Source organism: Pseudomonas sp. BJP69 (genome assembly GCF_007633355.1).
Classification (GTDB): domain Bacteria; phylum Pseudomonadota; class Gammaproteobacteria; order Pseudomonadales; family Pseudomonadaceae; genus Aquipseudomonas; species Aquipseudomonas juntendi.
On sequence record NZ_CP041933.1, the window covers coordinates 5,318,980 to 5,338,976 of the forward strand.

General features: G+C 63.2%; 21 protein-coding genes and 1 other RNA gene. 7 read left to right on the top strand and 15 right to left on the bottom strand.

What is annotated here, in order from left to right:
* Window positions 1–293 precede the first annotated feature (293 nt).
* A protein-coding gene (locus FPB55_RS24795) for an IS3 family transposase (RefSeq protein WP_225786126.1) occupies window positions 294–1,654 on the top strand; the annotation gives its coding sequence in 2 pieces (ribosomal slippage) (window positions 294–762 and window positions 762–1,654; 1,362 coding nt in all).
* A 68-nt stretch (window positions 1,655–1,722) separates the two neighbouring features.
* Here FPB55_RS24795 and gcvH read toward each other — a convergent pair.
* The 9 genes from gcvH to FPB55_RS24840 all read right to left on the bottom strand — a co-directional run bounded on the left by gcvH (window position 1,723) and on the right by FPB55_RS24840 (window position 11,080).
* Window positions 1,723–2,106: a glycine cleavage system protein GcvH gene (gene gcvH, locus FPB55_RS24800; RefSeq protein WP_009684130.1), complete on the bottom strand. Its 384-nt coding sequence runs from the start codon at window positions 2,104–2,106 to the stop codon at window positions 1,723–1,725.
* A gap of 51 nt (window positions 2,107–2,157) precedes the next feature.
* Window positions 2,158–3,240 (bottom strand): glycine cleavage system aminomethyltransferase GcvT, encoded by a 1,083-nt coding sequence (gene gcvT / locus FPB55_RS24805; protein ID WP_115295053.1) that lies wholly within the window; start codon window positions 3,238–3,240, stop codon window positions 2,158–2,160.
* Window positions 3,241–3,364: 124 nt separating this feature from the next.
* Window positions 3,365–4,987, bottom strand: a complete 1,623-nt coding sequence (locus tag FPB55_RS24810; RefSeq protein ID WP_047150144.1) for an iron ABC transporter permease — start codon at window positions 4,985–4,987, stop codon at window positions 3,365–3,367.
* Between the two features lie 162 nt (window positions 4,988–5,149).
* Window positions 5,150–6,151: an extracellular solute-binding protein gene (locus tag FPB55_RS24815; RefSeq protein WP_047150145.1), complete on the bottom strand. Its 1,002-nt coding sequence runs from the start codon at window positions 6,149–6,151 to the stop codon at window positions 5,150–5,152.
* Window positions 6,152–6,268: 117 nt separating this feature from the next.
* Window positions 6,269–7,486, bottom strand: a complete 1,218-nt coding sequence (locus tag FPB55_RS24820) for a 2-octaprenyl-3-methyl-6-methoxy-1,4-benzoquinol hydroxylase (protein ID WP_165944117.1) — start codon at window positions 7,484–7,486, stop codon at window positions 6,269–6,271.
* Window positions 7,487–7,494: 8 nt separating this feature from the next.
* A complete protein-coding gene (locus FPB55_RS24825; protein WP_009684137.1) occupies window positions 7,495–7,977 on the bottom strand; it encodes a DUF4442 domain-containing protein in 483 nt (160 codons plus the stop codon).
* Complete coding sequence (gene ubiH, locus FPB55_RS24830; RefSeq protein WP_125854683.1) at window positions 7,974–9,173, bottom strand: 2-octaprenyl-6-methoxyphenyl hydroxylase; 1,200 nt, start codon at window positions 9,171–9,173, stop codon at window positions 7,974–7,976. The genes FPB55_RS24825 and ubiH overlap by 4 nt, the downstream gene beginning before the upstream one ends.
* Window positions 9,170–10,504: a Xaa-Pro aminopeptidase gene (gene pepP / locus FPB55_RS24835; RefSeq protein ID WP_009684140.1), complete on the bottom strand. Its 1,335-nt coding sequence runs from the start codon at window positions 10,502–10,504 to the stop codon at window positions 9,170–9,172. The genes ubiH and pepP overlap by 4 nt, the downstream gene beginning before the upstream one ends.
* A gap of 21 nt (window positions 10,505–10,525) precedes the next feature.
* On the bottom strand, window positions 10,526–11,080 hold the full coding sequence (locus FPB55_RS24840) for a YecA family protein (protein ID WP_009684141.1): 555 nt from the start codon (window positions 11,078–11,080) through the stop codon (window positions 10,526–10,528).
* Between the two features lie 181 nt (window positions 11,081–11,261).
* Between FPB55_RS24840 and FPB55_RS24845 the strand changes: the two genes are divergently transcribed.
* From FPB55_RS24845 to FPB55_RS24860, 4 genes are all read left to right on the top strand, one after another.
* Complete coding sequence (locus FPB55_RS24845) at window positions 11,262–11,444, top strand: TIGR02449 family protein (protein WP_029886233.1); 183 nt, start codon at window positions 11,262–11,264, stop codon at window positions 11,442–11,444.
* Entirely contained in the window at window positions 11,441–11,761 is a 321-nt protein-coding gene (locus FPB55_RS24850; protein ID WP_009684142.1) for a cell division protein ZapA, read from the top strand. Before FPB55_RS24845 ends, FPB55_RS24850 begins: the two co-directional genes overlap by 4 nt.
* A 17-nt stretch (window positions 11,762–11,778) precedes the next feature.
* Window positions 11,779–11,958: non-coding RNA, 6S RNA (gene ssrS / locus FPB55_RS24855), on the top strand.
* Window positions 11,959–12,038: 80 nt separating this feature from the next.
* Entirely contained in the window at window positions 12,039–12,647 is a 609-nt protein-coding gene (locus tag FPB55_RS24860; protein WP_009684143.1) for a 5-formyltetrahydrofolate cyclo-ligase, read from the top strand.
* A 19-nt stretch (window positions 12,648–12,666) separates the two neighbouring features.
* Here FPB55_RS24860 and FPB55_RS26425 read toward each other — a convergent pair whose 3' ends face one another.
* A complete protein-coding gene (locus FPB55_RS26425) occupies window positions 12,667–12,819 on the bottom strand; it encodes a hypothetical protein (RefSeq protein ID WP_009684144.1) in 153 nt (50 codons plus the stop codon).
* Window positions 12,820–12,998: 179 nt separating this feature from the next.
* On the opposite strand from FPB55_RS26425, the gene FPB55_RS24865 reads away from it, so the two are divergent.
* Window positions 12,999–13,448, top strand: a complete 450-nt coding sequence (locus FPB55_RS24865; RefSeq protein ID WP_009684145.1) for an EVE domain-containing protein — start codon at window positions 12,999–13,001, stop codon at window positions 13,446–13,448.
* Window positions 13,449–13,470: 22 nt separating this feature from the next.
* Here the strand turns inward: FPB55_RS24865 and FPB55_RS24870 are convergent, their stop codons facing one another.
* Entirely contained in the window at window positions 13,471–13,875 is a 405-nt protein-coding gene (locus tag FPB55_RS24870; RefSeq protein WP_009684146.1) for a flagellar basal body-associated protein FliL, read from the bottom strand.
* Between the two features lie 169 nt (window positions 13,876–14,044).
* Between FPB55_RS24870 and FPB55_RS24875 the strand changes: the two genes are divergently transcribed.
* A complete protein-coding gene (locus tag FPB55_RS24875) occupies window positions 14,045–15,022 on the top strand; it encodes an NADPH:quinone oxidoreductase family protein (RefSeq protein ID WP_144189499.1) in 978 nt (325 codons plus the stop codon).
* A gap of 70 nt (window positions 15,023–15,092) precedes the next feature.
* Here the strand turns inward: FPB55_RS24875 and FPB55_RS24880 are convergent, their stop codons facing one another.
* The 4 genes from FPB55_RS24880 to rho all read right to left on the bottom strand — a co-directional run bounded on the left by FPB55_RS24880 (window position 15,093) and on the right by rho (window position 19,888).
* Window positions 15,093–15,743 carry a gamma-glutamylcyclotransferase gene (locus FPB55_RS24880; RefSeq protein WP_009684148.1) on the bottom strand — a complete coding sequence of 217 codons (651 nt, stop codon included), beginning with the start codon at window positions 15,741–15,743 and terminating at the stop codon, window positions 15,093–15,095.
* A gap of 245 nt (window positions 15,744–15,988) precedes the next feature.
* Window positions 15,989–16,957, bottom strand: coding sequence for a CDP-6-deoxy-delta-3,4-glucoseen reductase (locus FPB55_RS24885; RefSeq protein WP_009684149.1), 969 nt, complete (start codon window positions 16,955–16,957; stop codon window positions 15,989–15,991).
* A complete protein-coding gene (ubiD, locus tag FPB55_RS24890) occupies window positions 16,957–18,423 on the bottom strand; it encodes a 4-hydroxy-3-polyprenylbenzoate decarboxylase (RefSeq protein ID WP_144189501.1) in 1,467 nt (488 codons plus the stop codon). The genes FPB55_RS24885 and ubiD overlap by 1 nt, the downstream gene beginning before the upstream one ends.
* Window positions 18,424–18,628: 205 nt before the next feature.
* Window positions 18,629–19,888, bottom strand: a complete 1,260-nt coding sequence (gene rho / locus FPB55_RS24895) for a transcription termination factor Rho (RefSeq protein WP_029886229.1) — start codon at window positions 19,886–19,888, stop codon at window positions 18,629–18,631.
* Window positions 19,889–19,997: the final 109 nt, after the last annotated feature.

The window sequence follows — 19,997 nt, forward strand, 5'->3', positions numbered from 1 at the left end:
CAGGGCTGACAGATGTTTGTCAGAAGACATGCAGCGCCTGTGAGAGCTAGCGCCGCCCGCGCGGCGCATGCCTCATTATCGCGCGGTACAAACAAGGCGGTCGCGCGCAGGTGGCACAGGGGTTACTGGCCCAAAACAAACGTAGGAGCGAGCGCAGCTCGCGATGCGCCGCGCGGGCGGCGCTCGATCTCACTGGCACTGCATATCTTGTGGCGACCACCTGTCAGCCCTGATGCAATCTCTGGACTGCCCCCAAGAAGTTGGACACCAATCCAATTTCTTGGGGTGTCCATATGAGCAAGTACTCAGACCAATTCAAGCTTACCGCCGTTCATGCCTACCTGGAGGGTGGTGAAGGTTTCCGAAAAGTAGCCCAGCGACTTGCAGTGGACTTCAGCCTGCTGCGGCGCTGGGTCTCCAGCTTCCAGAAACATGGCCAGTTCAGTCTGCGTAAACCAGGCCAGCGGTACAGTGCGACCTATAAGCGCTCAGTCCTTGAGTACATGCACAAGCATCAGCTTTCCTTGCGCCAGACCGCCGCCCATTTCGGTCTTGGTCAGTCTTCGCAGATAGGCATTTGGGCGCGGCAGTACTACAGTGGAAGTCCGGCTTCGCCTGCTCCCAAGAGAAGAAAACCTGCTGCCATGTCGAAAAAGCCTTACCCCATCAAACCCACAACCTCTGATGACACCGATAAAAGCCGCGACCAGTTGCTGGCTGAGCTTGAATGGCTGCGCATGGAGAACGCTTACCTAAAAAAGCTGGAAGAGTTGAAGAAGCAGGAGCGAAGGCAGCTCAAAAAACCCTGATCGTGTCTGCGCTCAAGGACAGGTTTCCCTTGGCCGCTGTTCTGGAGTTGGCGGATCTGCCGCGCAGTACGTTCTATTACCAGCTTCAAGCGCAGGCCAAACCTGATAAGCATGCTGCTCTGAAGCAGATGATTCAGCGTGTCTATCACGAGGAAAAAGGGCTTTACGGTTACCGGCGCGTTGCGATCGTGATCCGCAATGGCGGGACCTTGGTTAACAAAAAAGTGGTGGAGCGTTTGATGATCGAGCTTGATCTTCGCTCACTCGTGCGGCCGAAAAAATATCGGTCGTACAAGGGTGTCGTCGGCACCATCGCGCCCAACCTGCTGGAGCGAAACTTTATCGCGCAGCGCCCGAATCAGAAGTGGGTGACCGATGTGACCGAGTTCAAAGTGGCTCAGGAAAAAGTCTACCTCTCCCCCGTGATGGACTTGTACAACGCCGAAATTGTGGCCTACGAAGTGGCCAGCAGGCCATGCCTTGGGCTGGTCACCAACATGCTGGGCAAGGCCTTCAAGCGCCTGGGAAACAAGCCGAAACTGGTACTCCACTCGGATCAAGGCTGGCACTACCAACACTCGCAGTACCGCCACAAGCTGGCCGAGCAAGGGGTGAAGCAGAGCATGTCACGTAAAGGAAACTGCTTGGATAATGCGGCTATGGAGAGCTTTTTTGGTACGCTTAAGTCCGAATTTTTCTACCCGCAGCGCTTCAAGAGCGTTGAAGAACTGAAAGCCGGTCTGGATGAGTACATCCACTACTACAACCATGACCGCATCAAGCTAAAGCTCAATGGCATGAGCCCTGTGAAATACAGGGCTCATGCTGCAGGGGCTGCTAGCTGAAACTGTCCAACTTATTGGGGGCAGTCCACTCTGTGGGAGCTGGCTTGCCGGCGATCAGGCCTGAAGCCTTATTCGCCGATAGCGGCCTTGTAACCAGCAGCATCCAGCAGCTTGTCCAGCTCGGCCTTGTCGCTTGGCTTGAGCTTGAAGATCCACGCCCCGTAAGGCTCTTCGTTGAGCTGCTCCGGGCTGTCAGCCAGCTCTTCGTTCACCGCGATCACTTCGCCACCCACCGGGGCATAGATGTCCGAAGCGGCCTTGACCGACTCGACCACACCGGCAGCGTCGCCCGCGGCGAACACCTTGCCGACTTCGGCAAGCTCGACGAACACCACGTCACCCAAGGCCTCCTGGGCGTGGTCGCTGATGCCCACGGTGACGCTGCCGTCAGCTTCCAGGCGGGCCCACTCGTGGCTTTCGGCGAAACGCAGTTCGGCGGGGATATTGCTCATGTCTTGAATTCCTCGATTGGCTCAGCGGTACGCCCGCCGGTAAATAATGGTTCAGATCAGGATCTTGCCGTGGCGCACGAAGGTCGGTTTGACCACCCGCACCGGGTACCACTTGCCGCGAATTTCCACCTCGGCCCGGTCACCAGTGGCCATGGGCACGCGCGCCAAGGCAATGGACTTGCTCAGCGTAGGCGAGAAACTACCACTGGTGATCTCCCCTTCGCCAATACCGGCGACACGCACGACCTGATGGGCGCGCAGCACGCCGCGCTCTTCCAGTACCAGGCCGACCAGTTTTTCCTGCACACCGTGCTCGATTTCCGCCAACAGGGCAGCGCGGCCAATGAAGTCACGCTCGGCAGGCTCCCAGGCAATGCTCCAGCCCAGGTTGGAGGTAAGCGGGGTGTGCTGCTCGTCAATGTCCTGGCCGTACAGGTTCATGCCGGCTTCCAGGCGCAGGGTGTCGCGGGCGCCAAGGCCGCTGGGGGCGATGCCAGCACCCACCAGGTCGTTGAAGAAGCCCACGGCCTGGTCGCCAGGGAAGATGATCTCGAGGCCGTCTTCACCGGTATAACCGGTGCGGGCAATGAACCAGTCGCCTTCGGCAAAGCCCTCGAATGGGCGCAGTTCGCGGATCAGCGCGGCACGCGCGGCGCTAAGCAGGGGCGCAACCTTTTCTCGGGCACGCGGGCCCTGGATGGCAAGGATGGCCAGGTCGGGGCGGACCTTGAAGTCCACGGCAAAACCGTCACGCTGCTGCTGCAGCCAGCCCAGCACCTTGGCGCGGGTAGCGGCGTTGGTGACCAGGCGATAGCCATGTTCCGTACGGTATACGATCAGGTCGTCGATCACTCCGCCCTGCGCCTGCAGCAGCGGGCTGTATAGCGCTTTGCCAGTGTCGCCGAGGCGGGCCACATCGTTGGCCAGCAGGCGCTGCAGCCAGGCGGTGGCATCGCTACCATCGACATCGATCACAGTCATGTGGGAGACATCGAACACCCCGCAATCGCTGCGCACCTGATGGTGCTCCTCGACCTGCGAGCCATAGTGCAGGGGCATGTCCCAGCCACCGAAATCGACCGTTTTGGCGCCTAGCGCCAGGTGCAGGTCGTACAAAAGCGTGCGCTGTCCCATGGGTTTCTCCTTCCGGGCGTGGCGAAGCGGCGGCGGTCGATGACGTTGCGCGTCAGCTCTTGTTGTTTGACACCCGCCGCGCGAATGCCGCGCATTGTAGCCGCAAGCCCGCGCGCTGGCACCCTCAGTGACCGTGGCCGGGTCGACGGGCCGAACGGCGGATCAGGCCGATGACCGGCAACAGCCCCACCAGCACCAGCGTCAGGGCGGGCAATGACGCTCGCGCCCATTCGCCTTCACTGGTCATCTCGAAAACCCGCACCGCAAGCGTGTCCCAGCCGAACGGCCGCATCAGCAAGGTGGCCGGCATTTCCTTGAGTACGTCGACAAACACCAACAAGGCGGCGCTGAGGGCGCCAGGCAGCAACAGCGGCAGGTAGACCTTGAGGAACAACCTGGCACCGCCGACACCCAGGCTGCGTGAAGCCTCGGGCAAAGAAGGCCGAATGCGCTCCAGGCTGCTTTCCAGTGGCCCGTAAGCCACGGCGATAAAGCGCACCAGGTAAGCCAGCAGCAAGGCCGACAGGCTGCCCAGCAGCAACGGTTTGCCGGCCCCGCCCAACCAGCCGGACAACGGGATGACCAGCTGGTTGTCCAGATAACTGAACGCCAGCATGATCGACACCGCCAACACCGAACCGGGCAAGGCATAGCCCAGGTTGGCCAGGCCGACCCCGGCGCGTATGCCGGCGCTCGGCGCCTGGCGCCGGGCGAAGGCCAGCAGCAATGCTGCGCTCACGGTGAGCAGCGCGGCCATGGCGCCCAGGTACAAGGTGTGCGACACCAGGCCGACATAGCGCTCGTCCAGGTCATGCCGCCCGCGCTGCCAGAACCACACCAGCAGTTGCAGCAGCGGGATGACGAAGGCGCAGGCGAACACCAGCAGGCACCAGCCGCTGGCCAGCAACGCCTTCAGCCCGCGCAAGCGGTACAGCGCCTGCCCGCGTGGCCGCTCGTTGCCACTGCGGCTGGCGCCGCGGGCACGGCGCTCGCCGTACAGCACCAGCATCACCGCCAGCAGCAAAAGGCTGGCCAGCTGGGCTGCGCTGGACAGGCTGAAAAACCCGTACCAGGTCTTGTAGATGGCTGTGGTGAAGGTGTCGAAATTGAACACCGCCACCGCGCCGAAATCGGCCAGGGTTTCCATCAGCGCCAGGGCGACACCGGCGCCGATCGCCGGCCGCGCCATGGGCAGCGCCACCCGCCAGAAGGCCTGCAAGGGTGATAACCCAAGCACCCGCGCGGCCTCCATCAAGCCTTTGCCCTGTGCCAGGAACGCCGTGCGCGCCAGCAGGTAGACATAGGGGTAGAACACCAGCACCAGCACGATGATGACCCCGCCGGTAGAGCGCACCCGGGGCAGGCGCATGGGGCCGAATACCTCGCGCAGTGCGGTCTGCACCGGGCCCGCGAAGTCCAGCAGGCCGACGAACACGAAAGCCAGCACATAGGCGGGTATGGCGAACGGCAACATCAGCGCCCAGTCCAGCCAGCGCCGGCCGGGGAACTCACAGAGGCTGGTGAGCCAGGCCAGGCTGACGCCCAGCACGGTGACGCCGATGCCCACCCCCAGAACCAGCGTCAGGGTGTTACCCAGCAGGCGGCTCATCTGGGTGTCGAGCAGGTGCGACCAGATCTGCACGTCTATGGATTGCCACGACAGCAGCAGCACGCTGAGGGGCAGGAGCACCAGGGCAGCGATCAGCGATACCGGCAAGTACCAGCGGCGTTGGGGGGTGTGGGACAAGGTGAATGTCTCTATGGCTGGTTTGCGACCGCTTTGCGGTCGTTCGCGGGCTCGCCCGCTCCCACAGGGACTGCCCAAATCTCAAGGGCAGTGCAGATCCTGTGGGAGCGGGCGAGCCCGCGAAGAGGCCCTTTCAGGCCCCGAGAGGATAAAGCCCGGCGCTTAATTCCAGCCAGCCCGATCCATCAGGCGGATGGCTTCAGCCTGGCGTTTGCCGGCAATTTCCACCGGAATGCTGTCTGCCTTGAAGCTGCCCCACGCTGCCACTTCTTCCGATGGCCTGACCTTCGGGTTGGCCGGGAATTCCTGGTTGATGTCGGCGAACAGTTTCTGCGCTTCTTCACCCGTCATCCACTCCACCAGCTTGGTCGCCGCCTCGGGGTGCGGTGCATGTTTGGTCAGGCCAATGCCCGACAGGTTCACGTGCACGCCACGGTCGCCCTGGTTGGGCCAGAAGAGCTTCACCGGCAACTGCGGGTTCTGCTTGTGCAGGCGGCCGTAGTAGTAGGTGTTGACGATGCCCACGTCGCACTGGCCGGCCTCGATGGCCTGGATCACCGCGTTGTCGTCGGAGAACACATCGGTGGACAGGTTGTTGACCCAGCCTTTGACGATTTGCTCGGTCTTCGCCTCGCCATGGGTTTCGATCAGGGTGGCGGTCAGCGACTGGTTGTAGACCTTTTTCGCCGTGCGCAGGCACAGGCGGCCTTCCCATTGCTTGTCGGCCAGGGCCTCGTAGGTGCTCAACTCTGCCGGTTTGACCCGCTCGCTGGAGTAGACGATGGTGCGCGCGCGCAAGCTGAGGCCGGTCCAGTCATGGGACGAGGCGCGGTACTGCGGCGGAATGTTCTGGTCGATGGTGGCGGACTTGATCGGCTGCAGGATGCCCATTTGCTCGGCCTGCCACAGGTTGCCGGCATCGACGGTCAGCAGCAGGTCGGCCACGCCATTGTCGCCCTCGGCCTTGATGCGCTGCATCAGCGGCGCTTCCTTGTCGGTGATGAACTTGATCTTGACGCCGGTTTTGGCGGTATAGGCATCGAACACCGGCTTGATCAGCTCATCGATGCGCGAGGAGTACACCACCACTTCTTCCGCTGCCTGGGCGGTGCCGCCGAACAAAGTCAGGGCCAGGGCGGCCAGTAGGGGCTTGCGTGGCAACATGGAAAGCGCTCCTCGGAAGGTATGAGAGGCGCAAATGGTAGTGAATCCCATTTTCTTGCTCATCCTTTGAGCCGTTACCGGATGTTGCAGAGGGGCCGCAAAGCGGCCCCGGCCATCTCAAGCCCTGGCCAATTCCGGCAAATCCCCGGACAGCCCCAACGCCTGGCGCACGAACATCGCCTTGGCTTCGGGCATCTGCTGCACCAGCTTCAGCCCACTGTTGCGCAACCAGCGCAACGGCAGCGGGTTGGCCTGGAACAACCGCTCGAACCCTTCCATCGCCGCCATCAGCGCCAGGTTATGCGGCATGCGCCGGCGCTCGTAACGGCTCAGTACCTTCACATCCGCCAGCCGTTCGCCACGCTCGCAGGCCTTGCCCAGTACGTCGGCCAGCACCGCCGCATCCAGAAACCCCAGGTTGACGCCCTGCCCGGCCAAGGGGTGGATGGTGTGGGCCGCATCACCCACCAACGCAAGGCCGTGCTCCACGTAGCGCTTGGCGTGACGCTGACGCAGCGGTACACACACACGTGGGTCGGCCTGCAACACGCTCCCCAGGCGCCCCTCGAAGGCCCGCTCCAGGGCCTGCACGAAGGCAGCGTCATCCAGCGCCATCAACCGCTCGGCCTGCTCCGGCGTGGTCGACCAGACGATCGAGCACCAGTCTTGCTGGCCACCTCGGGTCAACGGCAGGAAGGCCAGCGGCCCCTCATCGGTGAAGCGCTGCCAGGCTGTGGCCTGGTGCCCGGCGCTGCAACGCACGCTGGTCACGATGGCGTGGTGCAGGTAATCCCATTCGCGGGTGTCGCAACCGGCCAGCCGCCGCACGGCCGAATGGGCGCCATCGGCCGCGACCACCAGCGGCGCGCGCAGGCGCCGGCCATCGGCAAGAGTCAACAGCCAGTCATCGCCAGAGCGGCGCAGTTGTTCCAGCCGCGCGTTGGCCAGCAGGCCGACATCGCTGTCGTGCAGGCGCTCCAGCAGGCTGTCCTGCACCACGCGGTTCTCGACGATATGGCCGAGCACCTGGGCGTGCACGCTGGCTGCCGAAAAGTGGATCTGCCCGGTGCCGCTGCCGTCCCACACATGCATGTCGGAATACGGCGTGGCACGCCGCTGGGCAATGCCCTCCCAGGCCCCGAGGCGTTCGAGAATGCGCTGGCTGGCGGCCGACAATGCGCTGACACGCGGTTCGAACGGCGCCAGGGCATCGAACGGCTTGACCGTCAGCGGGCCGCCGTCGAGCAAGAGGATTTGCAAGCCACTGTGGCGTAACGCCAGGGCCAGGGCGCTGCCGACCATACCGGCACCGACAATCAACAGATCTGCGCGCATTTCCATGCCTACGCCAGCCTCGCTTGCGGCTTGAGCCGCACATATAGGGTTTTATCGACCCGCGCCACCAGTTCGCCGGCGCCATCGCGGATATCGACCTGCACACGCGGCAGGCACTTCTTGCCGGTAGCGGTCTGCTGGCGAATGTCGTCCAGCAGCGCGTCATCGACGTGGAATTCGGCAAACACCGGGCCTTTGCCCGGCGCGATGAAATCGATGCTGGCGGCCTTGTCCCAGACAATGTAGTCGCGCCCCAGCTGCTCGATCAGCAACAGCATGTAGAACGGGTCGACCATGGCATACAGGCTGCCGCCAAACTGGGTACCGACGTAATTGCGGTTCCAGCGCGTCAGCTTCATCGCCACCTTCACGCTGCGCAGGTCCGGGCTGATGTGCTGCACGCGGATACCTGCCCCCAGGTAAGGCGGGTAAAGGTTCAACAGCCAGCGCAGCATGCGCGCCCGGCGCGCGCGTTTACGTGGGTTGCTCATGCCTGGCCCTGCCGGTCGGGGCGGGTGCCCAGGCCCATCGCCTGGCGAGCGAACCAGCTTTTGGCCGGTGGCAGCAGGTCGAGCCCGAGCAGGCCCAGGTTGCGCCCGGCGGCCAGCAACGGCTGCTGGCTGCCGAACAGGCGGGTGACCTGGTCGGAGAAGCCGATGGTCATGGCCTGGTCCAGGCGCTGGCGCTGGTGATAGGCCTGCAGCGTGGCCAGGTCGCCCGGGCGCTGCGGGCCGGCAAGCAGCGCCTCGGCCAACGCCTGCACGTCACGCAACGACAAGTTGAACCCCTGCCCGGCAATCGGGTGCAAGCTGTGCGCAGCGTTGCCCAGCACCACCAACTGTGGCCGCACCTGCTCCTGGGCTTCGATCAACGACAGCGGGTACAGATGCCGTGCACCCACCTGGCGCAGCGCGCCCAGCCGATAGCCGAACACACCCTGCAACTCGCGCAGGAAGCTGCGCTCGTCGATCGCGGCCAGGCGTTTTGCGTCCATGCCCTGGCGGGTCCATACCAGCGCGCAGCGGTTATCCGGCAATGGCAGCAGGGCCATGGGGCCGTCTTCGGTGAAGCGCTCGAAGGCCTGGCCGCCATGGGCCTCGCCAGGGCTGATGTTGGCGATCAGGGCGCTTTGCTGGTAGGGCGTATGGCGTACCTGGATGCCCAGTTGCTCGCGCAAACCAGAACGGCCGCCGTCGGCCAGCACTGCCAGGTCGCATTGCAGCTGGGTGTCGTCGTTCAAGCGCAGCTGGTAGCCACCGTCGACCGCCTGCAGCGCGGCCACTTCTGCCGGGCAGCGCCAGCTGACCACCTCGCGGTCCAGGCCTTGCCACAGGCACTGGCCCAGCCAGGCGTTCTCCACCACGTAACCCAGCGCCGGCACGCCTTCTTCCTGGGCGTCCAGGCGGGTGGCGCCAAAGCGGCCACGGTCGGAGACGTGAATCTGCCGGATCGGCTCGGCGCGCTGGCCAATGGCCTGCCACAGGCCCAGTTGCTGGTAGATCTGCTGGGTGCCGAAGGACAAGGCCGAAGAGCGGGCATCGTAGCTGGGCTGGTAACTGTCGCCAGGGGCGAACGGCTCGATCAGCAGGATCTTCCAGCCTCTGGCCTTGGCCCCGGCCTGCAAGGCCAACGCCAGGCTGGCACCCACCAGGCCGCCACCAATGATTGCCAGGTTTACCCGGTTCATGCGGCGTCCTTGCGTGCAGCCTGCATCAGCGCCTCGATCTCGGCGACCGTGCGTGGCACGCCCGAAGTGAGGATTTCACAACCTTGCCTGGTCACCACCACGTCGTCCTCGATCCTTACGCCAATGCCGCGCCACTTCTTGGCCACGGCCTGATTGTCGGCACCAATGTAGATACCCGGTTCGACGGTCAGCGCCATACCCGGTTCCAGCACCCGCCATTCACCCCCCACCTTGTACTCGCCCACATCGTGCACATCCATGCCCAGCCAGTGGCCGGCGCGGTGCATGTAGAAGGCGCGGTAGGCTTCGCTGTCGATCAGCGCCTGCACATCGCCTTCCAGCAGGCCCAGTTCCACCAGCCCGGTGGTGATGACCCGCACGGTCGCCTCATGGGCATGGTTCCAGTGCTTGCCGGGGGCGATTTCGGCGAACGCGGCCGCCTGCGCCTTGAGCACCAGCTCGTAGATAGCCTTCTGCTCGGGTGAAAAGCGCCCGCTGACCGGGAAGGTGCGGGTGATGTCACTGGCGTAGCAGTCGATTTCGCAGCCGGCGTCGATCAGCACCAGGTCGCCCTCCCTGAGCGGTGCGTCATTCTGCTGGTAGTGCAGGATGCAGCCATTGCGCCCAGCGGCAACGATGGAACCGTAGGCCGGCATCTTCGCCCCGCCCTTGCGGAACTCGTAGTCCAGCTCGGCTTCCAGGCTGTATTCGTACAACCCGGCCCGGCAGGCCTGCATGGCCCGCACATGGGCACGCGCAGAAATGTCTGCAGCCGCGCGCATGACCTTCACTTCCGCTGCCGATTTATACAGGCGCATGTCATGCAGCAGATGATCCAGCGCAACGAACTCGTTCGGTGGCTGGGCACCCAGCCGGGCCTTGGAGCGGATCACGTTGATCCAGTCCATCAACCGGCGGTCGAATTCAGGGTTGCTGCCCATGGCGCTGTACACCCGCTCGCGGCCTTCGATCAGGCCAGGCAGGATTTCGTCGATGTCTGCGATGGGGAATGCATCGTCGGCGCCATAATCACTCACCGCGCCTTCCTGGCCGGCGCGCAGGCCATCCCACAGCTCCCGCTCGGGGTTGCGCTCACGGCAGAACAACACGTACTCACCGTGCTCACGCCCGGGGATCAGGGCAATGACCGCCTCTGGCTCGGGGAAGCCGCTGAGGTACTGGAAGTCGCTGTCCTGGCGGTACACGTGCTCGACGTCGCGGTTGCGGATGGCAACCGCGGCGGCGGGCAGGATGGCGATGCTGTTGGGGACCATCTGCGCCATCAGCGCCTTGCGCCGCCGGGCATACTCGGCCTTGGGAATGTGGCTCATGGGCAGACTACCCCTGGTTGATCAGTGCAGCGATGGCTTGGGCGCGGGTGCGGAAGGCTTGGCCAGCTCGGAGAACAGCAGCAGCGGCGCAACGCGCAGGTACTCCATGACTTCCATGTAGTCGCTCTCGCCGTCTTCGGATTCTTCGAGGGCTTCCTGCACCTGGGAAATGGCCACCAGGTCCTGCAGTACTTCCTTGGCCTCGTCGGACAAGTCCTTGCCGCCGGCGTTCAGGCCAAAGCCGGTGATGAAGCCCTGGCACCACTGCCCCAGCGCGGTGGCGCGGTCGGTCAGCGCGGCATCGTCGGAAGGCAGCAGCAGAACGATGGCCATGTCGTCGCTGGTGAGCTCGCCCTTGACCATTTCCTGCAGGCCAACCAGGGCGTTGCGCACGGTGTCACCGGGCTCGGTTTCCAGCAGTTGCGCCGCGTCGGCCAGCCAGCCGTCGGCATCGAAGCCGGCACCGGCGCAGCTGCGGCCAATCAGCAGGCCGTGCAGTTCGGCCGGGGTGACAGGGTGGCCATTGCTGGACAGCAGCATGGCGAAAGCGATGTAGGGCGATTGGGTATTGGGCATGGGCAGCTAGGCGCCAGACGGCGCAAATGACTAGAATGAGGCCTTGTATCCTAGCACCGGCAGGCGCGCCAAGACCATCGGCACTGGCCGTCGCCACCCAGGGAGAGGCATCATCGCCAGGTGACCGAACGACGGAGCGAATCGAGTGCAACCCACGCAAGAGAACGACCTGCAGGCACTGATGAGCCGTTTCGAGCTGCTGATCGAACGTGTCGAGCAACTAAAACGGCAAAATGCACTCCTAGTAGCTCAGGAAAAGTCCTGGCGCGAAGAGCGCGCCCACCTCATCGAAAAAAACGAGATAGCCAAGCGCAAGGTCGAGTCGATGATTTTACGCCTCAAGGCTCTGGAGCAAGACTCATGAGTTCAAGCAATAGCGTCACCGTGCAGATCCTCGACAAGGACTACTCGATCATCTGCCCGCCGGAAGAGCGCAACAACCTGGTCAGCGCAGCCCGCTACCTGGACAGCAAGATGCGCGAGATCCGCAGCAGCGGCAAGGTGATCGGCGCCGACCGCATTGCCGTCATGGCCGCGTTGAACATCACCCACGAGATGCTGCACCGCCAGGAAGACCGCAGCGCGGCGCCCGTCAGCGGCACCAACCGCGAACAGGTGCGCGACCTGCTGGATCGGGTAGACAAGGCTTTGTCCGACGACACGGATACCAAAATCGGCTGAGATTGGTATACTGGCGCCACTCCCTGGGGGATGCGCCAGTCGGTTATGTCCCTGAGCCGATACGCACAACCACGGGGGTTGCACGCTGGGGCCGGTGTGCATGTCCGCCCGACGGAAAGCCTTAACGCCCCCTGCAATCTCCACCTTGAACTTTCGGGTTCAAGGGCTACACCGATAGCGGTCTTATCGGGGAGCCTGAATTCCTTGCCCGCCCCCTGTGGCGGGCAATTCGTTTGTGCCGCGTCTGGCGGCCAGCACCCCTGGGATCGCCTGTGCCATGACCGACACCGCGCCGCTTACCCGCCCTCAGCTTCGCCGTTTGCTGCGCAATGCCCGTCGCGCCCTCACCCCCGCCCAGCAACGCCAGGCGGCCCGTGGGCTGTACCGGCAACTGGCCCAGCACCCCCTGTTCCGCCGCGCCAGGCACATTGCCCTGTACCTGCCCAACGACGGCGAAATAGACCCGCGCCTGTTATTGCGTGAAGCCCAGCGCCGCGGCAAGCGCACCTACCTGCCGGTACTGCATGCCTGGCCGCGCACGCGCATGGTGTTCCAGCGTTTCGAGCCAGGGGAAAAACTGCGACCCAACCGTTTCCGTATCCCCGAACCGGTTATCGAGCGCAAACGCCAACGGCCCATCTGGGCACTGGACCTGATTCTGTTACCGCTGGTGGGCTTTGATGAGGTGGGCGGCCGCCTGGGCATGGGTGGCGGCTTCTATGACCGCAGCCTGGCCTACCAGGGGCGCCGGCAAAGCTGGAAAAAACCGTTGCTGCTGGGCTTGGCACATGAGTGCCAGAAGGTCGAGCGGCTGGCGCAGGCCAGTTGGGACGTACCGTTGCAGGGCACGGTCTCGGACCGTGGCTGGTACCTGGCGCCGCGGTAATCGGCGCCAGCAGGGGGCATCAACGTTGTGGCTGGCTGGCGTCTGCCGACGTTTGGTAGGCGTTGTCCAGCTTGCGCTCCCATAGCCCTTGCGCATAACCGGTAGTGACCACACCCAGGCCAAAAATAAACACCAGGACCCACAGCAGATCCGGTTTTTTACGTTGATACATGGAAGATTGCCCCCCAAGGCAAACTGTTCAGGCTCGGCGGCTTTCTGAGTACCGCCGGAGCATCGCGCATTAAACGGGGCGCATTTTCCGACAACCTGCGTCTGCAAGCAAACCTTGACGCCAACCGGCTGTCGGTTTCGTGCAACAGGTTATTACAAACCTTTTCAGGAGCAACACGCATGGCCTACTGGCTGATGAAATCCGAGCCCGACGAACTCTCCATCGAAGCGCTGGGGCGCCTGGGCGAAGCGCGCTGGGACGGCGTGCGCAATTACCAGGCGCGTAATTTCCTGCGGGCCATGAGCGAGGGTGACAGGTTCTTTTTCTACCATTCCAGCTGCCCGCAGCCTGGCATCGCCGGTATTGGCGAAATCATTCGTGCGGCTTACCCCGACCCGACTGCCCTGGACCCACAAAGCCCATACCATGATGCCAAGGCCACAGCCGAGAAGAACCCGTGGAGCGCAGTGGATGTGGCGCATGTGCAAACCCTGCCACGGGTACTGGAGCTGGGCCAGCTGAAGCAGCAGGCCGGCCTGGCCGAACTGCCGCTGGTGCAGAAGGGCAGCCGCCTGTCGGTCATGCCGGTAACCGCCGAGCAATGGGCGGTGATTGTCGCGTTGCGCTGAAACCGCGCGCCAGCGGCGCCGTTTACTGCACGATCAGGTTGTTGAACAGCAGGTCCTCAACGATCGGCTTGCCCTCTTCGGCTTCCATTACCTGCTGCACCTGTTTCAGTGCCTCCTGGCGCAGGTGCTCCTTGGCCTCGACATTGCTCATGCTGTCGACAGTCTGTTGGGTGAACAGCGCCACCAGCTGGTTACGGATCAGCGGTTCGTGGTGCTGAACGGCCTTGGCGGCTTCATCACCGGTCACACGCAGGGCCACATCGGCCTTGTACACCCGCAGGCGGGGGCCGCCATCCAGGGCATAGTTGCCGACAAAAGGCGGGCTCAGGGTGATGTAGGCAACCTTGGGGGCACCCTCCTTGGCTTCTTCGGCCATGGCCGCAGTTGGCAGCAACAGCGCCAGTACCATCAAGATCCACGCTTTCACGAATTCGCTCCTCATTCCAATTGGCGCCAGCTTACCCAGCGCTGCGCGCAAACCCAAGCCCAGGCTCACGCCGCCGCTTATGCCTGCCCATCAGGGCGGGCCATGCTCGTTGACCCGGTACACCGCCCTCCTACACTTATCGGCCACGACCCGCAAAGGAATAGCCCCAATGAAAGCTGTGTTGTGCAAAACCCTTGGCCCGGCGGGCAACCTGGTGCTGGAAGAAGTCGCCAGCCCACTGCCGAAGAACAACGAAATCCTGCTGGACGTGCAGGCTGCCGGGGTCAACTTTCCTGACACGCTGATCATCGAAGGCAAGTACCAGTTTCAGCCACCGCTGCCGTTCTCCCCCGGTGGTGAGGCGGCCGGTGTGGTAGCCGCGGTCGGGGAAAAGGCCGGCGCCTTCAAGGTCGGTGACCGGGTCATGGCGCTGACCGGCTGGGGGGCGTTTGCCGAGCAGGTGGCAGTGCCGTTCTACAACGTGCTGCCGATCCCGGCGAGCATGGACTTCACCACGGCAGCGGCGTTTGGCATGACCTATGGCACCTCGATGCATGCCCTGCGCCAGCGCGGCCAGTTGCAAGCGGGTGAGACCTTGCTGGTGCTGGGCGCGTCCGGTGGCGTCGGCCTGGCAGCGGTGGAGATCGGCAAGGCCATGGGGGCACGGGTAATCGCGGCCGCCAGCAGTGCCGACAAACTGGCGGTGGCCAAGGCAGCCGGGGCAGATGAACTGATCGACTACAGCCAGGCCAGCCTGCGCGAGGAAATCAAGCGCCTGACCAACGGCCAGGGGGTCGACGTGATCTACGACCCGGTCGGTGGCGAGCTGTTCGAGCAGGCGGTACGCGGGCTGGCCTGGAATGGCCGGTTGCTGGTGGTGGGGTTCGCCAGTGGCACCATTCCACAGCTGGCAGCCAACCTGGTGCTGCTCAAGGGCGCGGCGGTGCTTGGGGTGTTCTGGGGTGCGTTTGCCCAGCGCCAGCCGCAGGACAATGCGGCCAACTTCCAGCAGCTGTTTGCCTGGCATGCCCAAGGCAAGTTGAAGCCGCGGGTGTCGCAGACTTATCCACTGGCCGAGGCCGGGGCTGCCATTGAGAAACTGGGGCAGCGGCAGGCTGTGGGTAAGTTGGTGGTGCTGGCAAGGTAAGGCTTTAGATCTTCATCTGCCGTTGCGGCCTTTTCGCGGGCGTGCCCGCGAATAGGCCGGCACAGGCTGATCAAACCTCGCGCGGGTTATGGCAACGGCGGAACCGCGCCTCCAGGTTGCGATCAGGCATCTGGTGGCTGCGCAGGGCCTGCAAGGTCTGTTCGACATAGTCGCGGGTGGTGCCATAGCGCCCTTTGGCGCTGGCCAGGATATGGCTGAGCAAGGTATCCGGCAGATCGCCGGCATAGCAGGGTAAATGCCGCTCCAGCACAAAGCCCAGCGCCTGCACCTTGGTGCCATCGCCCAGCCGGCAGTTGAGCCAATGCGGCCGATAGGCCGGGTAAGGCATCTCGCGTTGCCACAGGGCCATGAGCGAGTCGTCCAGGTTGCTTTCATCCAGCCGGTAGGCAAAGCCACTGCAGGACCCGCCACGGTCCAGGCCGAATACCAGCCCGGGGGTTTCCGGGGTGCCGCGATGCTCATGTGACCACAAGTAGAGCCCCCGGTGATAACCATGTACGCGTGCGCGCTGGCGCTCCACCGAATTGCACTCGGGGCGCCAGATCAACGAGCCATAGGCAAACAGCCACACCGGCCCACCCGGGTGCCGAGACATGGTGGTCTTCATGGAGTTGAACAACTGTTCGTGCGTATGTTGCTGACCAAAGTCGAGTGTCGGTGGATATGAAACTTTCCACGACATGCTTTCAAGTGCCGACATAAGCTGCCGCCAGGATTCCTGTGAACTACGGATGTAGCGAAATTCGATGAGGTTAAGCCCCAAGGCCTCTATACCAAGGCGCTTGCACTAACCATAGGTCAGAATCGCAGGAATACTCAAGCCCTCGTAGCCAGGTTTCATGCGCGCAGCCGACGACTGGAAATGATTGTTTCAACAACAGGGAAAGTTATTAATCAAGGCGGTAACAGTTACCGCCTTATAACCTGACTTGCCAACTTGGGTTATTAGCCACGTGGGGCATAGGCAAATACATCGGCACGCATGCGGTGCGCATCCATGCCGGCTTCGACCAAGGCGTCGAGTGTGGCGTAGATCATGTTTGGCGAGCCACTGGCATACACATGCACAGTATTGAGGTCGGCAATGTCCTCGCAAACGGCTTCATGCAACATACCGCACCGCCCTTCCCAGCCGCACAGATCGCTGACCACCTGGTGCAGGTACAGGTTGGGCAGGCGCTGCCATTCGTCCCAGTGCTCGATCTGGTAAAAATCTTCAGGCCGACGCACCCCCCAGTACAGGTGCACCGGGTACTGGAAACCCTTGGCGCGGCAATGCTCGACCAGGCTGTGCATCTGGCCCATGCCGGTGCCGGCGGCAATCAATACCAACGGGCCCTCGGGCAACTCGGCCAGGTGGGTGTCGCCAAACGGCATTTCGATACGCGCCAGGCCGTCGCGCCTGAGCTGCTCGATCAGTTGCTGGGCACTGGGCTCGCGCGCCAGTACGTGCAGCTCCAGTTCACGCCCGCCGTGCGGCGCGGACGCCAGCGAGAAGGCCGCCTGCTTGCCGCCCTCACGCTCGATCATCAGGTACTGCCCGGCGTGGTAACGCGGGGGTTTGCCCGCCGGTGCACGCAAGCGCACCCGCCACACGTCGCCACCGACGTCAACGCATTCACTCACGCTGCACGCCAGCTTGCGCACAGGCAACTCGCCCAGGGCGAGCACACCGTCCCAGAGCAACACGCAGTCCTCCAGCGGTTCGGCAATGCAGGTGAACAACTCGCCATGGTCGCGGATTTCGCCGTCCTGACGGACCCGGCCCTCGACCAACAACGCGGCGCAGACATGGCAATTGCCATTGCGGCAGCTGTTCGGGCAGTCATAGCCCAGCCGCCGCGCTCCATCCAGGATCCGTTCCCCGGGTTCGAGCGCCAGCACCGCCCCGGACGGCTGCAACGTTACCTGCATCAATCTATTCCCAACTGATCCCACAGCTCATCGATACGCCGGGTGACGGCTTCGTCCTTGACGATGACCCGCCCCCATTCGCGTGTAGTCTCGCCTGGCCACTTGTGCGTGGCATCCAGGCCCATCTTCGACCCCAACCCCGACACCGGCGACGCGAAGTCGAGGTAGTCGATCGGGGTGTTGTCGATCATCACCGTATCACGCTTGGGGTCCATGCGTGTGGTGATTGCCCAGATCACATCGTTCCAGTCCCGGGCGTTGATATCGTCATCGGTGACAATAACGAACTTGGTGTACATGAACTGTCGCAGGAACGACCATACACCCAACATCACGCGCTTGGCATGGCCGGGGTACTGCTTCTTCATGGTCACCACCGCCATGCGGTACGAGCAACCTTCCGGCGGCAGGTAGAAGTCGGTGATCTCCGGGAACTGCTTTTGCAGGATCGGCACGAACACTTCGTTCAGCGCGACACCGAGAATGGCCGGCTCATCAGGCGGGCGACCGGTGTAGGTGCTGTGGTAGATCGGCTTGAGCCGGTGGGTGATGCGCTCGACGGTGAACACCGGGAAGCTGTCCACTTCGTTGTAGTAGCCGGTATGGTCACCATACGGGCCCTCGGGGGCCATTTCGCCAGGGTGAATCACGCCTTCCAGGATGATTTCGGCGGTGGCCGGCACCTGCAGGTTGCTGCCACGGCACTTCACCAGTTCCGTGCGGTTGCCGCGCAGCAGGCCGGCAAAGGCATATTCGGAGAGGGTGTCCGGTACCGGCGTCACGGCGCCCAGAATGGTTGCCGGGTCTGCGCCCAAGGCGACCGCAACCGGGAACGGCTGGCCCGGGTTCTTCTCGCACCATTCGCGGTAGTCGAGCGCACCGCCCCGGTGGCTGAGCCAACGCATGATGACCTTGTTGCGGCCGATCACCTGCTGCCGGTAGATACCCAGGTTCTGGCGGTCCTTGTTCGGCCCGCGGGTCACGGTAAGGCCCCAGGTGATCAGCGGCGCCACGTCGCCAGGCCAGCAGTGCTGGATAGGCAGCGCGCCAAGGTCGACGTCGTCACCCTCGACCAGCACTTCCTGGCAGACCGCGTCCTTGACCACTTTCGGCGCCATCGACACGACTTTCTTGAAGATCGGCAGCTTCGACCAGGCGTCCTTCAGGCCCTTCGGCGGCTCGGGCTCCTTGAGAAACGCCAGCAATTTGCCGATTTCCCGCAGTTCATCGACCGACTCGGCGCCCATGCCCATGGCCACGCGCTCCGGGGTGCCAAACAGGTTGCCGAGCACCGGGATGTCGAAGCCTGCGGGGTTTTCGAACAATAACGCCGGGCCTTTGGCACGCAGGGTGCGGTCGCAGACCTCGGTCATTTCCAGGACGGGGGAGATCGGAACCTGGATGCGCTTGAGCTCGCCGCGCTGTTCCAGGCCACGGATGAAGTCGCGCAAGTCGCGATACTGCATGCGGGAGCCTCGTATTGGCCGTATCGGTCGGGGGTGCAGAGTGTAGCGCCGTTCGGGATCTGTTTGGGGGCAAAAATGCAGTGGGGCCGCTTCGCGCCCCTTCGCGGGCACGCCCGCTCCCACATGGATCACACTGAACCTGTGGCAGCGGGCGTGCCCGCGAAGGGGCGCGAAGCGGCCCCATTCAGTTCCGGTCTGGAAACGCTTACTTGCGCTTCATCGACAGGAAGAACTCGTCGTTGGTCTTGGTCTGCTTGAGCTTGTCGACCAGGAACTCGATGGCGGCGATTTCATCCATCGGGTGCAGCAGCTTGCGCAGGATCCACATGCGCTGCAATTCGTCGTCGGCGGTCAGCAGCTCTTCGCGGCGGGTACCGGAGCGGTTGATGTTGATGGCCGGGAACACGCGCTTCTCGGCGATGCGGCGATCCAGCGGCAGCTCCATGTTGCCGGTGCCCTTGAACTCTTCGTAGATCACTTCGTCCATCTTCGAGCCGGTTTCGACCAGCGCGGTGGCGATGATGGTCAGCGAACCGCCTTCCTCGATGTTACGTGCCGCACCGAAGAAGCGCTTCGGCTTTTCCAGGGCGTGGGCGTCGACACCACCGGTCAGTACCTTGCCAGAGCTCGGGATCACGGTGTTGTAGGCACGCGCCAGGCGGGTGATGGAATCCAGCAGGATCACCACGTCTTTCTTGTGCTCGACCAGGCGCTTGGCCTTCTCGATCACCATTTCGGCAACCTGCACGTGGCGCGCTGGCGGCTCGTCGAAGGTAGAGGCAACCACTTCGCCGCGCACGGTACGCTGCATTTCGGTCACTTCTTCCGGGCGCTCGTCGATCAGCAGGACGATCAGGTGGCACTCAGGGTTATTACGGGTGATGTTCGCCGCGATGTTCTGCAGCATGATGGTCTTGCCCGCTTTTGGCGGAGCAACGATCAGGCCGCGCTGGCCCTTGCCGATCGGGGCGCACAGGTCGATGACGCGGCCGGTCAAGTCCTCGGTGGAACCGTTGCCGGCTTCCATCTTCAGGCGCTTGTTCGGGAACAGCGGCGTCAGGTTTTCGAACAGGATCTTGTTCTTGGCGTTTTCCGGGCGGTCGAAGTTGATGGTGTCGACCTTCAGCAGCGCGAAGTAACGCTCCCCTTCTTTCGGTGGGCGGATCTTGCCGACGATGGTGTCGCCGGTGCGCAGGTTGAAACGGCGGATCTGGCTGGGCGAGACGTAGATATCGTCAGGGCCGGCCAGGTAGGACGCATCAGCCGAACGCAGAAAACCGAAACCATCCTGGAGAATCTCCAGCACGCCATCACCGGAGATCTCTTCGCCGCTTTTCGCGTGCTTTTTCAGCAGGGCGAAAATCACGTCCTGTTTGCGCGAACGGGCCATGTTTTCGATGCCCATCTGTTCGGCCATTTCCAAAAGATCGGTAATCGGCTTTTGCTTGAGTTCAGTCAGGTTCATAAGGGGAATGACGTAATCATGTAAGAAGGGAGAATTAAGCTTTGGCTTAATGAAGCCGCGCCGCTAGATGGCGACAGGATCGCGTACTGATTCGAATTGGGGATGCTTC

What these genes read in the sequence shown, in the direction of transcription:
- gcvH (WP_009684130.1), bottom strand. Translation starts at nt 2,106, where the DNA reads ATGAGCAATATCCCCGCCGAACTGCGTTTCGCCGAAAGCCACGAGTGG.
- FPB55_RS24885 (WP_009684149.1), bottom strand. Translation starts at nt 16,957, where the DNA reads ATGCAGGTAACGTTGCAGCCGTCCGGGGCGGTGCTGGCGCTCGAACCC.
- FPB55_RS24815 (WP_047150145.1), bottom strand. Translation starts at nt 6,151, where the DNA reads ATGTTGCCACGCAAGCCCCTACTGGCCGCCCTGGCCCTGACTTTGTTC.
- FPB55_RS24880 (WP_009684148.1), bottom strand. Translation starts at nt 15,743, where the DNA reads ATGTCGGCACTTGAAAGCATGTCGTGGAAAGTTTCATATCCACCGACA.
- FPB55_RS24860 (WP_009684143.1), top strand. Translation starts at nt 12,039, where the DNA reads ATGACCGACACCGCGCCGCTTACCCGCCCTCAGCTTCGCCGTTTGCTG.
- gcvT (WP_115295053.1), bottom strand. Translation starts at nt 3,240, where the DNA reads ATGGGACAGCGCACGCTTTTGTACGACCTGCACCTGGCGCTAGGCGCC.
- FPB55_RS24875 (WP_144189499.1), top strand. Translation starts at nt 14,045, where the DNA reads ATGAAAGCTGTGTTGTGCAAAACCCTTGGCCCGGCGGGCAACCTGGTG.
- FPB55_RS24865 (WP_009684145.1), top strand. Translation starts at nt 12,999, where the DNA reads ATGGCCTACTGGCTGATGAAATCCGAGCCCGACGAACTCTCCATCGAA.
- rho (WP_029886229.1), bottom strand. Translation starts at nt 19,888, where the DNA reads ATGAACCTGACTGAACTCAAGCAAAAGCCGATTACCGATCTTTTGGAA.
- FPB55_RS24820 (WP_165944117.1), bottom strand. Translation starts at nt 7,486, where the DNA reads ATGCGCGCAGATCTGTTGATTGTCGGTGCCGGTATGGTCGGCAGCGCC.
- FPB55_RS26425 (WP_009684144.1), bottom strand. Translation starts at nt 12,819, where the DNA reads ATGTATCAACGTAAAAAACCGGATCTGCTGTGGGTCCTGGTGTTTATT.
- FPB55_RS24825 (WP_009684137.1), bottom strand. Translation starts at nt 7,977, where the DNA reads ATGAGCAACCCACGTAAACGCGCGCGCCGGGCGCGCATGCTGCGCTGG.
- ubiD (WP_144189501.1), bottom strand. Translation starts at nt 18,423, where the DNA reads ATGCAGTATCGCGACTTGCGCGACTTCATCCGTGGCCTGGAACAGCGC.
- pepP (WP_009684140.1), bottom strand. Translation starts at nt 10,504, where the DNA reads ATGAGCCACATTCCCAAGGCCGAGTATGCCCGGCGGCGCAAGGCGCTG.
- FPB55_RS24840 (WP_009684141.1), bottom strand. Translation starts at nt 11,080, where the DNA reads ATGCCCAATACCCAATCGCCCTACATCGCTTTCGCCATGCTGCTGTCC.
- FPB55_RS24845 (WP_029886233.1), top strand. Translation starts at nt 11,262, where the DNA reads ATGAGCCGTTTCGAGCTGCTGATCGAACGTGTCGAGCAACTAAAACGG.
- ubiH (WP_125854683.1), bottom strand. Translation starts at nt 9,173, where the DNA reads ATGAACCGGGTAAACCTGGCAATCATTGGTGGCGGCCTGGTGGGTGCC.
- FPB55_RS24850 (WP_009684142.1), top strand. Translation starts at nt 11,441, where the DNA reads ATGAGTTCAAGCAATAGCGTCACCGTGCAGATCCTCGACAAGGACTAC.